At 74.1% G+C, this 15,281-nt stretch carries 16 protein-coding genes; 9 read left to right on the top strand and 7 right to left on the bottom strand.

Annotated features, from left to right (window positions below):
- Entirely contained in the window at positions 1 to 1,812 is a 1,812-nt protein-coding gene (locus ACO229_RS17195; protein ID WP_423462247.1) for a peptide ABC transporter substrate-binding protein, read from the bottom strand.
- A gap of 258 nt (positions 1,813 to 2,070) precedes the next feature.
- Between ACO229_RS17195 and ACO229_RS17200 the strand changes: the two genes are divergently transcribed.
- Both ACO229_RS17200 and ACO229_RS17205 read left to right on the top strand, forming a co-directional pair.
- Complete coding sequence (locus ACO229_RS17200; RefSeq protein ID WP_423462248.1) at positions 2,071 to 3,285, top strand: ROK family protein; 1,215 nt, start codon at positions 2,071 to 2,073, stop codon at positions 3,283 to 3,285.
- Positions 3,282 to 5,009, top strand: a complete 1,728-nt coding sequence (locus tag ACO229_RS17205; RefSeq protein ID WP_423462249.1) for a M81 family metallopeptidase — start codon at positions 3,282 to 3,284, stop codon at positions 5,007 to 5,009. Before ACO229_RS17200 ends, ACO229_RS17205 begins: the two co-directional genes overlap by 4 nt.
- Before the next feature lie 466 nt (positions 5,010 to 5,475).
- On the opposite strand, the gene ACO229_RS17210 is transcribed toward ACO229_RS17205, so the two are convergent.
- Together ACO229_RS17210 and ddaH are read right to left on the bottom strand one after the other, a co-directional pair.
- Positions 5,476 to 6,504 carry an ornithine cyclodeaminase gene (locus ACO229_RS17210; protein ID WP_423462250.1) on the bottom strand — a complete coding sequence of 343 codons (1,029 nt, stop codon included), beginning with the start codon at positions 6,502 to 6,504 and terminating at the stop codon, positions 5,476 to 5,478.
- Positions 6,501 to 7,496, bottom strand: a complete 996-nt coding sequence (gene ddaH, locus ACO229_RS17215; RefSeq protein ID WP_423462251.1) for a dimethylargininase — start codon at positions 7,494 to 7,496, stop codon at positions 6,501 to 6,503. The genes ACO229_RS17210 and ddaH overlap by 4 nt, the downstream gene beginning before the upstream one ends.
- 102 nt (positions 7,497 to 7,598) lie before the next feature.
- Between ddaH and ACO229_RS17220 the strand changes: the two genes are divergently transcribed.
- The 3 genes from ACO229_RS17220 (at position 7,599) to ACO229_RS17230 (ending at position 10,067) form a co-directional block, all read left to right on the top strand.
- Complete coding sequence (locus tag ACO229_RS17220) at positions 7,599 to 8,036, top strand: Lrp/AsnC family transcriptional regulator (RefSeq protein WP_119139119.1); 438 nt, start codon at positions 7,599 to 7,601, stop codon at positions 8,034 to 8,036.
- A 72-nt stretch (positions 8,037 to 8,108) separates the two neighbouring features.
- A complete protein-coding gene (locus ACO229_RS17225) occupies positions 8,109 to 8,780 on the top strand; it encodes a DedA family protein (protein ID WP_423462252.1) in 672 nt (223 codons plus the stop codon).
- Between the two features lie 69 nt (positions 8,781 to 8,849).
- Positions 8,850 to 10,067 carry an MFS transporter gene (locus tag ACO229_RS17230; protein WP_423462253.1) on the top strand — a complete coding sequence of 406 codons (1,218 nt, stop codon included), beginning with the start codon at positions 8,850 to 8,852 and terminating at the stop codon, positions 10,065 to 10,067.
- On the opposite strand, the gene ACO229_RS17235 is transcribed toward ACO229_RS17230, so the two are convergent.
- Positions 9,966 to 10,937: a helix-turn-helix domain-containing protein gene (locus ACO229_RS17235; protein ID WP_423462254.1), complete on the bottom strand. Its 972-nt coding sequence runs from the start codon at positions 10,935 to 10,937 to the stop codon at positions 9,966 to 9,968. The two genes, ACO229_RS17230 and ACO229_RS17235, sit on opposite strands and share 102 nt — an antisense overlap.
- 130 nt (positions 10,938 to 11,067) lie before the next feature.
- Here ACO229_RS17235 and ACO229_RS17240 point away from each other — a divergent pair, with 130 nt between their 5' ends.
- The 3 genes from ACO229_RS17240 (at position 11,068) to ACO229_RS17250 (ending at position 12,289) form a co-directional block, all read left to right on the top strand.
- On the top strand, positions 11,068 to 11,454 hold the full coding sequence (locus ACO229_RS17240) for a DUF1304 domain-containing protein (RefSeq protein WP_423462255.1): 387 nt from the start codon (positions 11,068 to 11,070) through the stop codon (positions 11,452 to 11,454).
- A gap of 116 nt (positions 11,455 to 11,570) precedes the next feature.
- A complete protein-coding gene (locus ACO229_RS17245; RefSeq protein WP_423462256.1) occupies positions 11,571 to 12,041 on the top strand; it encodes a DUF2269 family protein in 471 nt (156 codons plus the stop codon).
- Complete coding sequence (locus ACO229_RS17250) at positions 12,038 to 12,289, top strand: hypothetical protein (RefSeq protein ID WP_423462257.1); 252 nt, start codon at positions 12,038 to 12,040, stop codon at positions 12,287 to 12,289. Before ACO229_RS17245 ends, ACO229_RS17250 begins: the two co-directional genes overlap by 4 nt.
- Before the next feature lie 41 nt (positions 12,290 to 12,330).
- Here ACO229_RS17250 and ACO229_RS17255 read toward each other — a convergent pair whose 3' ends face one another.
- Entirely contained in the window at positions 12,331 to 13,182 is an 852-nt protein-coding gene (locus tag ACO229_RS17255) for a helix-turn-helix transcriptional regulator (protein ID WP_423462258.1), read from the bottom strand.
- Positions 13,183 to 13,270: 88 nt separating this feature from the next.
- Here ACO229_RS17255 and ACO229_RS17260 point away from each other — a divergent pair, with 88 nt between their 5' ends.
- Positions 13,271 to 14,068, top strand: coding sequence for an SDR family NAD(P)-dependent oxidoreductase (locus tag ACO229_RS17260; RefSeq protein ID WP_423462259.1), 798 nt, complete (start codon positions 13,271 to 13,273; stop codon positions 14,066 to 14,068).
- Between the two features lie 2 nt (positions 14,069 to 14,070).
- Here the strand turns inward: ACO229_RS17260 and ACO229_RS17265 are convergent, their stop codons facing one another.
- Positions 14,071 to 15,084 carry a GlxA family transcriptional regulator gene (locus ACO229_RS17265; RefSeq protein ID WP_423462260.1) on the bottom strand — a complete coding sequence of 338 codons (1,014 nt, stop codon included), beginning with the start codon at positions 15,082 to 15,084 and terminating at the stop codon, positions 14,071 to 14,073.
- Complete coding sequence (locus ACO229_RS17270; protein WP_423462261.1) at positions 15,081 to 15,278, bottom strand: hypothetical protein; 198 nt, start codon at positions 15,276 to 15,278, stop codon at positions 15,081 to 15,083. The genes ACO229_RS17265 and ACO229_RS17270 overlap by 4 nt, the downstream gene beginning before the upstream one ends.
- Positions 15,279 to 15,281 lie beyond the last annotated feature (3 nt).

Below are 15,281 nucleotides of genomic sequence, written 5' to 3' on the forward strand. Positions count from 1 at the left end.
TCAGCCGGCCCAGCTCCAGCGCTGCGGGTGGAAGCTGGCGAGCGGGTCCTGCGTGGTGCCCTCCAGTCCCTCCTTGATCACGGAGACCTGGTAGACGGGGTTGGGCAGCCACATGACCGGCAGGTTCTCGGCGCCGAACTTCGAGTACTCCTGCATGACCGACGGGTCGGTGCTCTCGGTGGAGTCGTGCATGAGGGTGTCGAACTCCTCGTCGGAGTACGAGCCGAAGTTCGACGCCGCACCCGTGCCGAACACGCGCTCGCCGCTCGGGTAGCCACCGAAGTACCAGCTCCCGGCGGTGCCGAAGAACGGCAGCTCCCAGTCGCAGTCGGGCTGGTCGGCGGTGCAGGGGGCGATCGAGGAGAGCACCGTGTTCAGCGGCGCGCTCTCGATGGTCACGCCGACGCCGGCCTGCTCGAAGGTCGACTTGATCTCGGCGAACATGTTGTCGGTCTCGGCCGAGCCGCTCTGCGTGAGGATCGTGATGGCCAGCTTCTGGCCCTCCTCGACGTCCGTGCCGCACTCGTCGTCGCCGTCGCCCGGACGGGTGCACTCCAGCACGCCGTCGGACCCGGCGGTCCAGCCGTGGTCGGACAGCAGAGCGGCCGCGGCCTCGGGGCCGAACGGGTACGGGTTGGCCTTCTGCTCGTCGGACAGGAAGTCGCTCTCGGGGTTCTGCGGCACCGGCCCGTAGCCGGGCAGCGCGGCGCCCTTCCAGATGACGTCGGAGATCTGCTCCTGGTCCACGAGGTGCTGGAACGCCTGGCGCACGTAGAGCTGGCGGTAGACCGGGCCCAGCTCGGGGTGGTTGAAGTTGTACGGCAGGTAGGTGATGGACCAGCCGGCCCACGGCTCGACGGCGTACCCGAGCGACTCGTACTGCTCCGGCGCGTCCAGGCCCGTGGTCGGGATGTACCCGTAGTCGACGGCGCCGGAGCGGACGGCGTTCACCTCGGCGTCGGTGGAGGTGTACGGCAGCAGGTTGACGGTGTCGATCGAGGCGGCGTCGTCGCCGTCGTACTTCTCGTTCCTCGTGAGCTCGACCTGGCCCGCGTCGGTGAACCCGGTCAGCGAGTAGGGCCCGTTGATGGTCTGCCACAGCGGGTTCGACTCGTAGGTGCCCAGGTCCTCGCCCTGCGTGACGAGGTAGTCGAAGATCGCCTCGGCGCCCTCCTTCGTCTCGGCGAGCGCCGGGTCCGGCTGCTCGTCGTCGGCGGTCCTGGCCCAGGCGTGGGCGGGCAGCGGCACGACGAGCGTGAGCTGCGAGGCCTGCAGCCACTCCGGGTTGTAGACCTTGTCGAACGTCAGCACGACGGTCGTCTCGTCGGGGGTGGCCACCTCGGTCACGTTGTCGGGCATGCGGCCCTCGGAGTAGCTGGCCCAGACGTCCGTGTTGGCCTTGACCAGGTCGAACCAGAACTTCACGTCGGCGGAGGTGACGGGTTCGCCGTCGCTCCAGGTGCGGCCCTCGTCGAGGGTGATGGTCGCGGTGCGGCCGTCGTCGGAGAAGGTGATCTCGTCGGCGAGATCGGCCTGCGCCACGCGCCCCACCTCCCCCTCCGAGCCGTCGTAGGCGACGAGCGGCTCCCAGAGGGTGCGCGTGATGGCGGAGTTGTGGGTCGCGAGCTTGCCCGCGATCCCCAGCGGGACGATCCAGTTGGGGGTCGCGTTGGCGGGCAGGGCGTAGTTCACGTCGGTGCGGGCGGCTGATTCGTCCGCACCGGAGGACGTCGAGCATCCGGCGAGGAGGGCGACGGCGGCGGCCGCGCCGACGACCAGCCGTGCGGCCCGTCCGGCCTGCGTGGTGCGCATCTGGGTCTCCTTGGTCTGCGGGGCCGCCGATCCCGGAGGGACTTTCTTCGGCAACCGAATAATCGAGCACCGTAGACGGATGAAGTTTCCTGGATCTATCCGATATCCGTAACAAGTCTGTTAATTCGGGACCGCACAAAGCCTGCGGTGCGGAATCCGGGCTGGGGCGTGGTGCAGACTCTCTCCGTCACTTGCTCCACATGTGAAGCAACTCCGCGCGAGAAGTCCCGTCCGTGCAAGAAGTCCTGGAGGAGGCCCGTGCCCCAGCCCACGCGTCCCCGAGTCGCCGCCCCGCGGCTCGAACGGGAGATCGTCGTGCTCGTGTCGAGCGGCCGCGCCCGGTCGCGCAAGGAGATCGCCGAGTCGCTCGGCATCTCTGCCTCCACCGTGTCCCAGCGCGTCCAGGCGATGCTCGCCGCGGGCACGCTGGAGGAGACGGGCGAGGGCGCGTCCAGCGGCGGACGGCGTCCCCGGTCCCTCCGGGTCCCGGGCAGCACGGGCCACCTCGGCGTGGTCGACGTCGGCGGCGCGCACGCCCGGCTCGGCATCCTCCGGCACGGCGGCGAGCTGGTCACGACGACGGAGGTCGCCCTGGCGATCGCGGACGGACCCGAGCAGGTCCTCACGCAGGTCACGGCCGCCCTGCGCGAGCTGGCCGGCACGGTCGCCGCACCCGGCGGCTCGCCCGTCGACCGCGCCGACCCCGGCCACCTGCTCGGCGTCGGCATCTCCCTGCCCGGCCCCGTCGACGTCACGCGGCGCGCCCTCGACAGCCCGTCGCGCATGCCCGGGTGGTCAGGTTTCGACGTCGGCTCCTGGCTGGAGGACGCCCTGGGCGTGCCCGCCGTGGTCGAGAACGACGCGAACGCGATGGCCGTGGGCGAGCACTTCGGGCACGCCCGGCGCACGCGGCACTCGGTGTCGGTCAAGGCGGGCACGGCGATCGGCGCCGGCATCCTCGTCGACGACCGGCTGTACCGCGGCGCGGGCGGTGCGGCGGGCGACATCACGCACACGCGGATCCCCGCCGGCGGCGACACCCCGTGCACCTGCGGCAACCGGGGCTGCCTGGAGACCGTGGCCTCGGGCGCGGCCCTGGTGCGGCTGCTGCGCGAGCAGGGGTACGACGTCGCGGCGACCGCCGACGTGCTCGCCCTCGTGCGCGACGCCGACCCCGTGGCGACCACGCTCACCAGGACCGCCGGGCGCCACCTGGGCGCGGCACTGTGCACGGTCGTCAACTTCTTCAACCCCGGCGCCGTGTACCTGGGCGGCGCGCTGTCGACGCTGGAGCCGTTCGTCTCGGCGATCCGGAGCCAGATCTACGAGGGTGCCCACCCGCTGATGACCCGCGACCTCGTGATCGTGCCGTCCGGTCTGGGGGCCGACGCGAACCTCGTGGGCGTGGGCCGCCTGCTGGAGGACGCCCTCGTCCCGCACGCCCTGTCCCCCGCACCGGAAGGAACCCGATGAGCCCTCGCATCGCGATCGCCGGCATGTCGATCGAGTCCAGCACGTTCTCCCCGCACCGCTCCGGGTGGGAGGCCTTCACGCTCCGCCGCGGCGCGGAGCTCGTGGCGCACTACCCGTTCCTCGCCGACGGCGCCCCGCTGCGCGACGCCGCGGACTGGACCGGCGTGCTGCATGCCCGGTCGTTGCCCGGTGGCGCCGTGCCGGCCGACGTGTACGAGTCGGTGCGCGACGAGATCGTGGCGACCCTGCGCGCGCAGCAGGACGAGCACGGCCCGTACGACGGCCTGCTGCTGGACATCCACGGCGCCATGACCGTGGTGGGGCGGGACGACGCCGAGGCGGACCTGGCCGCGGCGGTGCGCGCCGCCGTCGGCCCCGGGACGCTGATCAGCACCACGATGGACCTGCACGGCAACGTGCCGCGCGAGCTGACGCAGGTGAGCGACCTGATCACCTGCTACCGGATGGCCCCGCACGAGGACGCCTGGGAGACGCGGGAGCGCGCGGCCGCGAACCTGCTCGCCCGGCTGGAGTCGGGCGGCGCCCCGAAGAAGGCGTGGCTCCAGGTCCCCGTGCTGCTGCCGGGCGAGAAGACCAGCACCCGCATCGAGCCGGCGGCATCGATCTACGCCGACGTCGCCCGCGTGGCCGACCTCCCCGGCGTCGTCGACGCGGCGCTCTGGGTCGGGTACGCGTGGGCGGACGAGCCGAGCTGCCGGGCCGCCGTCGTCGTGACCGGCGACGACGAGGAGGTGATCGTGCGCGAGGCCGAGCAGCTCGCCCGGCGGTACTGGGACGCGCGCGACGACTTCGCGTTAGTCGCGCCGGCCGCCCCCTACGAGGAGTGCGTCGCGACGGCCCTGGCGAGCGAGGCCCGGCCGTACTTCCTGTCCGACTCGGGCGACAACCCCACGGCAGGCGGCGCCGGCGACGTCACCTGGACGCTCGCGCGCCTGCTGGCGGAGCCGGCCTTCGCACGCCCGCTCGAGGAGGGCGGCCGCACCGCGATCTACGCCTCCCTGCCCGACGCCGAGGCCGCACGCGCCGTCGCGGCAGCCTGGGCGGCGCACGGGCGGCGCGCGCCGGCCGACACCGAGGCGAACGCCGGGACCCCGGCCGTCGGCGGCGTCGGGGCCGGTACCGAGACCGCCGGGGCAGACAATGGGCCCGTCACGGCCAACGTCCCCGTCGACTTCCCCGTTGACGTCCCGGCCAACGTCCCCGTCGACTTCCCGGTCGACGTCCCCGTCGACGACCCGGCCAACGTCCCCGTTGACGTCCCGGCCAACGCCCCGCTCGACGTCCCGGTCGACGTCCCGGTCGACGTCGAAGCCGGCGCCCGCGTCGACGACGGGCCGCACGGCCCCGTCCGCCTGCGCGGGGTCGTGGAACACGTGAGCGAGGGCGACCCCGACGCGGGCATCGTCGCCGTCGTCCGCGTGGGCGGGCTGCGCGTGATCCTCACCGAGCGCCGCAAGCCGTACCACCTGGAGCGCGACTTCACGGCGATCGGCCTGGACCCGCGCAACACCGACGTCGTCGTGGTGAAGATCGGCTACCTGGAGCCCGAGCTGTACGACATGGCGGCCGACTGGATGCTCATGCTCACCCCGGGCGGCGTCGACCAGGACCTGCTCCGCCTGGGCCACCACCGCCTGACGGTACCGACCCACCCCTTCCACGCGTTCGACACCGAGCCGAAGCTCCGCGCCGAGCTCCTCTGAACGACGCCTGCGAGGCTCGTCCGGCCAGGCTCGTCCGACGACGCTCCGCCCGACGACGCTCCGGCACGCCGCCCTGGGCGTGTCGCAGGGCGTGTCGCGCCGGGCGCGCCTACGTGCGCGGGGGTGTGTTGCGGTGGGTAGACAACGTCTACGCACCGCAACACACCCCCGCGCACCACACTCTCCCGGAGCGACACGCCCGACGCCGACACGCCGGGCGCCGCCGTGCCGGAGCGGCACGCGGGCGGCGGCCACGTCGGCTGGGCGCACTCGGTCCGGTGGCGTGCCCGGTCCGGTGGCGTGCCCGGTCCGGTGGCGTGCCCGGTCGGGTCGCGTGCCCGGTCGGGTCGCGCGCCCCTGTCCGGTGGCGTGCCCCTGTCCGGTGGCGTGCCCCGGTCGGGGTCGCGTGCCCCGTCGGGTCACGTGCCCAGTCCCGGGGCGTGCCCGGTCCGGTGGCGTGCCCCGGTCAGGCCTCGGCGACCAGGGAGAACAGGTCCTTCGGGTCCGACGGCTCGGCGATCAGGTCGAGGTGGCCGAGAAGCTCCGGCGCGTTCGCCGTCACGTCCGCCAGCACGAACTTCAGCGTGGTCCAGTCCTCCACGGCGAACCCGACGGAGTCCCACACGATCAGCTCGTCCTGGCTCCGGCGGCCCTGCTCGGCCCCCGTGACGACCTGCCACAGCTCGGTCACCGGGAAGTCCGCGGCCTGGCGCTGGATCTCGCCCTCGATGCGGGTCTGCTCCGGCAGCTCCACGAACACGCTGGCGCGGGCCACGATCGCCGGGTCCAGCTCGGTCTTGCCGGGGCAGTCGCCGCCGATCGCGTTGATGAACACGCCGCCGGACACGTCGGCGTCGTGCAGCACGGTCGCGTTCTGCTTGTCGGCGGTGCAGGTGGTGATGACGTCGGCGCCGCGCACCGCGTCCGCGGCATCGTCAGCCAGGACGACGTCGAAGCCGAGCGCCTTGGCGTGCTTCGCCAGCTTCTCCATCGCGTCGCGGTCGACGTCGAAGACGCGCAGCGTCTCGATGCCCAGCTCGGCGCGCATGCCGAGGGCCTGGAACTCGGCCTGCGAGCCGCAGCCGATCAGGGCCAGCGTACGCGAGTTCTCCGGGGCCAGGTAGCGCGCGGCCAGGGCCGACGTCGCCGCCGTGCGCAGGGCCGTGAGCAGCGTCATCTCGGCGAGGAACGTCGGGTAGCCGTTGCCGACGTCGGCCAGCATGCCGATCGCGGTGACCGTCTGGAAGCCGTTGGCCGGGTTGAGCGGGTGGCCGTTGACCAGCTTGAAGCCGTAGGTCTCGGCGTCCGACGTCGGCATCAGCTCGATGACGCCCTCCGGCGAGTGCGACGCGATGCGGGGGCGCTTGTCGAGCTCGGGCCAGCGCGCGAAGTCGCGGTCCAGGGCGTCGGTCAGCGCGGCGATGGCAGCCTCGGGGCCGCGGCGGGCCACCCAGCGGGCGGTGGCGGCGACGTCGAGGTACGGGACGGTGGTCATCGGGTCTCCTCGGGGGCGGCGGGGGCGGCGGTCGTGGCGGCTGCGTCGGCGAGCACCGCGCTCGCGACGACGGCGCTGGCCAGCGCCGTGCCGGTCAGCGCGGGCACGGCGGACGGCGTGGTGGTCTCGGGGCGCAGCTCGAGCGTGCAGCACTTGACGGAGCCGCCGCCCTTGAAGATCTCGGACAGGTCGATGCCGACGGGCACGAAGCCGCGCTCCTTGAGCGCGTCGGCGTAGGCACCGGCGCGGTCGCTGAGGAAGACGTGCAGCCCGTCGGAGACGACGTTCAGGCCAAGCACGGCGGCGTCCTCGGCGCCGACCAGGATCGCGTCGGGGAAGCGCTCACGCAGGGTCTCCTGCGCGGCGGGGCTGAACGCCTCCGGGTGGTAGGCGACGACGACCTCGCCGGAGACGGCGCCGTCGTCCAGCACGGAGAGGGCGGTGTCGAGGTGGTAGTAGCGCGGGTCGACCAGCTCGAGCGGGACCAGCTCGATGCCCTGCTCGGCGAGCTCCAGGCGCTCGGCCACCTCGGCGTGGCCGGCGGGCGTGGTGCGGAAGCCCGTGCCGGCGAGCAGCAGCTTGCCGATGAGCAGCAGGTCGCCCTCACCCTCCATGACCTCGTTCGCCTCGCCGAGCCGGCGGTAGCCCTCGGCGGCCGGCGTGCCGAACCAGCGGTCGTACGCGGGGCCCTCGGCCGCGCGCTCCGGGTAGGTGAACCGGGCGGCGAGCGCCCGTCCGCCGACGACGATGCCGCCGTTGGCCGCGTACACCATGTCGGGCAGGCCCGGCTCGGGCTCGATGACGTCGACCTTGTGGCCGCGCGCCACGTAGGCGTCGCGGAGGGCCTCCCACTGGGCGAGGGCCTTGGCCGTGTCGACGGGCGAGGACGGGTCCATCCACGGGTTGATGGCGTAGACGACGTCGAAGTACGTGGGCGGGCACATGAGGTAGTGCCGCGGCGTGGCGGTCCGCTGCGCGGTGGTCTGCGTCATGGGGCGAGGCTACGGCCCGAGCGGTTCACAACAGGCGAGCATTCGTTGCGTTCTCAGCCGCTGAATCTTGCAAAATCACACGGCTCATTGAACGATTCGTTCATGGATGCCGTGAACCGGGCAATCGTCTCGGAGCTGCTGAGGGACGGTCGCGCGACGTACCAGGAGGTGGGCAACGCCGTGGGCCTGTCGGCCCCCGCGGTCAAGCGGCGGGTCGACCTCATGATGGCCCGCGGGGAGATCGCGGGCTTCACCGTGCGCGTGGACCCGCAGGCGATGGGCTGGATCCTGGAGGGCTACGTCGAGATCTTCTGCTCCGGCATCGTGTCCCCCAAGGTGCTGGAGCGCGACTTCGCCCCCATCCCGGAGGTGGTGCGCGTCTCCACCGTGACCGGCGACGCCGACGCCATGGTGCACGTCATGGCCACCAGCATGGAGGAGATCGAGCGCACCGTGGAACGCATCCGCACCGTCACCCATGTGGTCAAGACCCGCACGGCCCTGGTGATGTCACGGGTGGTGGACCGGCCGGGCGCGTGACCGGAGCCGGGCCGGGCACGGATTAGGCTGTCCTAACCAACCCGCTCCCCAGCCGACCGGAGGCCACCCGAGATGATCAGGACCGCGGTGTCGGACGACGTCGCCGGCTGGCTCGACGTGCTCGGGCCGCTCGCGTTCTACCTGGTGGTCTGGGGTCTGGTCTTCGTCGGGACCGCGTTCTTCGTGGGCGTGTTCATCCCGTTCCTCACCGGCGACGGCCTGCTGTTCGGCGCGGGCATCGTCGCGGGGTCCACCGAGCGGATCGACATCTGGGTGCTCGCCGTCGGCGTGGGCGTCGCCGCCGTGGCGGGCGACCAGGTCGCGTTCCTGCTGGGGCGCCGGTACGGGCGGCCGTACCTCGCCTCGCGCAAGGGCCGCTGGGTGCAGGCCACCGTGGTGCGCACGGAGCGGTTCTACGAGCTGTTCGGCTGGTGGTCGGTGGTGATCGGGCGCTACATGCCGTGGGCGCGGGTGTTCGTGCCGGTCATCGCGGGCATCGCGGGGATGCCGTACCTGCGGTTCCTCACGGCGAACGTGTTCGGCGCACTGAGCTGGGGGGTGCTCATCACGGTGCTCGGCTACTTCGCGGCGTCCGACCCGTCCGTGCGCCCCATCGCGTACGTGGTGGCGGGGGTGGTGATCGCGGCGTCGGTCGTGGCGGGCATCCGGGCATGGCGCCAGGACCGTGCGGGGCGCCCGGCGCAGACGGACCCTGCCGGGCACGACGGGCCTCCTCGCCGGTAGCGGCCGGGCGATCAAACGGCCCCGTCGCGCGATCAACCACCGGACGCGTGCGGCACGCAGGCTGGGTCCATGCCCACTTCGAGCACCTCTGTGCGCACCCCGTCGCCGTCCGGCACCCCGGGCACGGCGACCGCCCCCGGCCGGCCGGGCACCCGTCCCGGCCTCCCGACCTGGACCCCCGTCGTCGCCCTGTCGTTCGGCATCGCGATGGTGGTCCTCAGCGAGTTCCTGCCCGCGAGCGTGCTGCCCGCCCTCGCCGCCGACGTCGGCGTGAGCGAAGGGCGTGCGGGGCTGGCCGTCGCGGCGACGGCGATCGCCGGAGCCTTCACGGCACCGAGCATCGCGGTGCTCCTGCCGCGCACGGACCGGCGCACCGTGCTCGTGTCGCTGCTGGTGGCCGCGGCCCTGTCGAACGTCGCGGTGGCCCTCGCGCCGAGCTTCGCGGTGCTGCTGGCGGGCCGGCTGCTGCTCGGCGTCGCGCTCGCGGGGTACTGGTCGTTCGCGTTCGGTGCCGGCACGCACGCCGTGCCCGGCAAGGACCACGTGGTGTCCTCCGCGCTGGCGTTCGGGACCAGCATCGCGACGGTCGTGGGCGTCCCGCTCGCCTCGGTGGTGGGCGACGCCGTCGGCTGGCGAGCCACCTTCGCCGGCTCGGCCGTGCTCACCGGGCTCGGCGCGGTGGCGCTCGGCCTGACCCTGCCGTCCGTCCCGCCCCACCCGGGGGCGGGCCTGCGGATGCTGCGCGAGGCCGTGCGCAACGGGCGGCTGATGGCCGGCATCGCCTGCGTGGTGCTGGTGGCGCTCGGCAACTTCGCGGCGTACCCGTACATCCGCATCGCGATCGAGCGCGTGGACGCGGGCGCCACCACGTGGATGCTGCTGGCCTGGGGACTGGGCGGCGTGGCCGGCACGGTGCTGGCGGGATTCCTCGCCCGGTGGCTGCGGCCGCTGGCCGCCCTGGCACCCGTGGCACTGTCCGCGTCCCTGCTGCTCACCGCGGCCGCCACGTCGGTGCCCGTGCTGACCGTCGCGGTGGTGCTGTGGGGTCTCTCGATGAGCATGATGCCGGTGATCACGCAGCTCTGGGTCACCCGCGTCGAGCCCGAACGTGCCGAGTCGGCCATGTCCCTGCAGGTCACCGCGTTCCAGGTGGCGATCACCGCCGGTTCTTCCCTCGGCGGCGCCCTACTGGACGGGCACGGCGTCCAGTCGCTGCTGCTGGTCGGTGCGGGAGCGGCGGTCGCGGCGGGCCTCGGCTGGGCGGTCCTGCGGGTGCCGCGCCGCTGACGGGACCGACGGCACCCAGGGCCGGCCGGCCCGGTCCGCCGGCCGCGGCAGCGCACCGGCCACGACGGGCGCGGGACCCGCGGGGATCGCGGTCGTGGCCGGCGGGGTGTCCGCCGGCTGCGGACCGGCCCGCCACACCTGGGGCGAGACGCCGTGGTCGGCCGCGAACGCACGGCTGAACGCCGCCACCGAGCCGTAGCCCACCTCGAACGCCACACGCGTGACGGGCAGGCTGCCCTCGGCCAGGAGGGTACGGGCCCGGTGCATGCGCACCTCGCGCAGCATCCGCATCGGGCTGTGCCCGGTGGCTCGCCGGAACCGTTCGGTCAGGGCGGAGCGCGACAGGTGCACCAGCGCCGCCATCCGGTCGAGGGTCCACGGCTCGCCGGGGTCGGCCGCCAGCGCGGCCACGACGTCGGCCACCTGGGTATCGGCGGCGCCATCCGCGCCGCCGCACTCCGGCCCGGCGTGCGCGTCGGCCTGCCACAGCGCCGTCATCGCCGCGCCGACCAGGCCGGCGTAGCTCGCGGCGAACGGTGCCGGGCTGGAGATCGCGTCCAGCGGGCACGCGGTCACCAGCGCGACGACGCCGCGCTGCCGCTCGTCGAAACCGCGCACGACCAGCGGGCTGGGCAGCGTCACCGAGGGGACGGCCTGCCGCAGGTCGCCGTGGACCAGGTCGGTCTCGTCGTCGGCAGTGAGGCGGTGCGCGGTGCGGGCGCCGACGAGCACGGCGTCACCGGCCCGGACCTGGTGGTGGGCTCCTGCGGTCTCCAGCGTCGCGGCGCCGGCCAGCACGACGGCCCAGAGGGCCCCCGGCCGGGATCGCACCGCACCGGCGGGCAGCCGCTCGCGCCTCAGCGCCGTCATCTCCCACTCCATGTACAACGGAGCCATCGGGACGCGCCGGCTATTCCCGAGGACGAGCGGGAGGAGCCCTGAGATACTGCCGATCACCCGGCCGCCGTCGGTGCCCGGCCCCCGAACCCGGAGGACAACCTTGCTGATCGCCGGACTCGTGCTCGCAGCCGTCGCGGCCCTCGTGCACGTCTACATCTTCTACCTGGAGTCGTTCGCGTGGACCGACCCCCGCACCCGGGCGACGTTCGGCACGACGGCCGAGGAGGCCGAGGCGACCAGGCAGCTCGCCCTGAACCAGGGGTACTACAACCTGTTCCTCGCGATCGTCACGGTGGTCGGCGTCGTCCTGACGGCGGCCGGGTCGACGGCGGCAGGGACGGCGCTCGTGCTCGCGGGTGCCGGCTCGATGGTGGCGGCGTCGGTGGTACTCGTGGTCTCCGACCCCGCCAAGCGGGGTGCGGCGCTCAAGCAGGGCCTGGTCCCCGCCCTGGGTGTGCTCGCGGTGGTCGTGGGCCTGCTGACCTGAACGACCCGCGCCCGCCCCTGGCCAGATCCCGGAGGTCGTTGGCCGCCGGGCCACTGTCGGCTCCCGGGCCGGCACGCAGACGATGACCGCATGCGAACCACCCTGGCGGGCGCGGCATGACCGCGCTCCTTCTCTCCCTGCACGTCCTGGCCGCCATCCTCACCGTCGGGCCGGTGGCGATCACCGCGAGCATGTTCCCGCGTGCCGCCCGGCGCGCGCTGGCCGCACCCGACGACGCGAGCGCCGCCGCCGCGGCCCGCCTCCTGCACCGTGTCACGCGGGTCTACGCGGTGGTCGGTGTCGCCGTACCGGTGCTCGGGTATGCCACGGGGGCGAGCCTGGGCGTCCTGTCCGACGCGTGGCTGATCACGTCCATGGTGCTGACCGCGGCGGCGGCCGCCGTGCTGATCGTGCTCGTGCTGCCGGGGCAGCGGCGTGTGCTGGAGGCACTGGACGGCGCGGCTTCCTCCGACGGCGACCCGGCGCGCCGCCTCGCCATGCACGCCGGTGTGTTCAACCTGCTCTGGGCGGTCGTGGTGGTGCTCATGGTCTACCGCCCCGGGTCGACGACGGGGGCCGGGCTGTGACCGGCGGCGCGGCCCTGCGGGTGCTCGGCGCGGTGGAGCTCGCCACCGTGCTGGTGCTGCTCGGCAACCTGGCCACGGTGCACCACCCGGGCCTCGCGAGCGCCGTCGGACCGCTGCACGGCATGGTCTACCTCGCGGTGCTGGTCACCGCGGCGTCGCTGGCCCGCGGGCGGCACCGGGTCTGGCTGCTGGCGCTCGTGCCCGCCGTCGGCGGCCTGCTCGCGCACCGGGCGAGCCGCCGGCCCTGACCGGCTTCCCGGGGGCCGCCGGCCAGGCCCGGCGGCCCCGCTCAGGTCGCGCTGCTCATGTGCTGGGTGCCGATCACCGCGAGCAGCCGCAGCGCCTCGTCCGACGGCCACCCCGGGTCGGCCGTGTAGACCACCACGTGCTGGTCCTGGTCGGTGAGGTCGAGCGCGTCGCAGTTCACGGTGACCGGGCCCACGACGGGGTGCTGGAAGGTCTTGCGGAGCATGGGGGCGGTGTCCACGTCACCCGCGGCCCACAGCGCGGCGAACTCCGGGCTGCCGGTGAGCAGGTCGTCGACCAGCTCCGCCACCTCGGGGTCGTCCGGGTACCGGGCCGCGGTACGGCGCAGCCGGGCGGCGGCCGAGCGGGCGAACTCGTCGCCGTCCGACACGCCGTACAGCCGGTCCGCACGGTCCTCGGAGCCGAGGAACGCATGGCGCGCCAGGTTGCGGTCCCGCCGGGACCGCGCCGAGAAGTCGTCCATGAGGGCCGCCGCGAGGCCGTTCCAGGCGATCACCTCCAGCATGGCGGAGGTCACGAACGCGGCGGACTGCGGCAGCCGGTCCAGCATGAGCTGGACGCTCGGCCGCACGGTGCGTGGCGGCCCCGGGGGCGGGCCCGGTGGGAGCCCGGCGAGCTGGTGCAGGTGGTCGCGTTCGGCGTCGGACAGGCGCAGCGCGCGGGCGAGGCCGCCCACCACCTCCCGCGAGGGGTGCGGGCCGCGGGCCTGCTCCAGCCGGGTGTAGTACTCGGTGGAGATGAAGGCGAGCTGCGCCACCTCCTCCCGCCGCAGCCCGGGCGTCCGGCGACGGCGCCCGGCGAGCAGGCCGACGTCGGCGGGACGGATCCGCTCGCGCCGGCCGCGCAGGAACGTCGCGAGCTGGGCTCTGTGCATACCCCCGAGTATCGGCGCCCGCCGCGACCGTAGCCAGGTACCGGCGGTGCCTGGCTGCGGTCGGTGCGGGCGGCGCAGGCTCGTCGGCATGAGCACAACAACCCACCACACCACCCCTGCGACCGGCACCGGCCTCCTGGCCGGCAAGGTCGCCTTCATCACCGGTGCGGGCCGCGGCATCGGCGCGGCCGCGGCCCGGCTGTTCGCCCGGGAGGGCGCCGCCGTGTTCCTCGCGGCGCGCACGGAGTCCGAGCTCGCCGCGGTGACCGAGGAGGTCCGGGCCGCAGGCGGCACCGCCGACCACACGGTGGCCGACCTGGCGGACGCCGGCAGCGTGCGGGCCGCCGTCGACCGGGTCGTGGAGCGGCACGGGCGGCTGGACGTCGCGTTCAACAACGCCGCGGCGTTCACCCCGCCGCAGCCGCTGGACGAGGTGTCCGAGGCCGACTTCGACCGCGTCTACGCCGTGAACCTGCGCGGGCCGTGGCTGTCGATGGTGGCCGAGATCAACGCGATCCGTGCCACGGCGGGCACCGGCGCGATCGTCAACAACTCCAGCATCGGCAGCCTGCGGGCCAACCCGGTGCTGCCCGCCTACGGGGCCATGAAGCGGGGCGTGAACAGCCTGACCGAGTCGGCGGCCGTGACCTTTGGGCCGGAGGGCATCCGGGTCAACGCCGTCTCCCCGGGCGGCACGCTCACGGAGATGATCCGCACCTGGGAGGAGTACACGCCCGGGCTGATGGAGCAGCTCGCGCCCGGGGTCCCGCTGCGCCGTGCGGCGCAGCCCGAGGAGATCGCCGAGGCCGCCGCGTGGCTGCTCAGCGACCGCGCGTCGTACGTGACGGGCGCGGTGCTGCAGGTGGACGGCGGGGCGGGCGCCTGACGCTAGCGGGCGCTCCGGAGCCGGCGCAGCATCCGCGGGTCCTGGAAGCCGACGGCGTGCGCCGCGGACTCGACGGTGGCGCCGTGACCGATCAGGTGCTCGGCGCGCTCCAGCCGCAGCAGCTGCTGGTAGCGCAGGGGCGTCAGCCCTGCGGCCCGAGTGAAAAGCCTGGTCAGGGTGCGTTCCGCGACACCCGCACGGGCCGCGAGGTCGGCCAGCGGCAGGGTGTGCGTGAAGTGCGTGTCGATGTGGTTCTGCACGGTGTGGACCGTGTCGTCGAGGTGCGCCCGGTGCCGCAGCATCGCGCTGGCCTGCGGCTCCGCGCCGTTGCGGCGGGCGTACACCACCATCTCGCGGGCCACGCGGGCGGCGAGGGCCGGACCGTGCCGCATCGCGAGCAGGTGGAGCGACAGGTCGATGCCGCTGGCGATCCCGGCGGAGGTGATGACGCGGTCGTCCGTGGTGAACAGCACGTCGCGCACCACGTGCGCACGGGGGTACCGCACGGCGAGCTCGTCCTGGAGCCCATGGTGCGTGGTGCAGCGCCGGCCGTCGAGCAGCCCCGCCTGGCCCAGCGCGTCCGAGCCGGCGCACACGCTCGCGACGGTGCCGCCCGCCGCGTGGTGCGCACCCAGCCGTTCGCGGACCGCGTCGCTCACGAGCGGCCAGGCCTGGCGGTCGTCCCCCACGCGCCACCCGGGCACGACGACGAGGTCGTCCGCGCCGAGCGCCGGCCACTCGGCCCCCGCGAGCAGCGGGAGGCCCTGCGCCGAGAGGACCGGTGCCACGGCGGCGGGGGCACCGGGGCGGTCGGCCCCGGCCCCGGCGTCCGCGTCCGCGCCTGTGCCTGCGCCTGTGCCTGTGCCTGCGCCTGTGCCTGTGCCTCTGCCTGTGCCCGCGACGTACCGCAGGTCGTACGGGTGCCCGAAGTCGCCCGCGGAGAAGAACGCCTGGGCGGGTCCCGCCAGGTCGAGCAGGTGGACCCCGGGCAGGAGCACGAACAGGACGGTGGTCACCCCGCCGATGCTGCCACCTCGGTACGGGTCCCCGCCGCGTCCCCGCCGCTGGCCCGGTCCTCGGCCTCGAGCTCGGCGACGGTCGCGATACGCGCGAACCGGTCGCGGAGCACCGCCTCGGTACGCTCCAGGATGTCGGCGGCGCTGAACCGGCCCAGCGGGTCGGTGCTCGTCGCGTCGCTGACGAACGTCACGGC

Origin of the sequence: Promicromonospora sp. MS192 (assembly GCF_049532985.1) — a bacterium.
GTDB lineage: Bacteria > Actinomycetota > Actinomycetes > Actinomycetales > Cellulomonadaceae > Promicromonospora.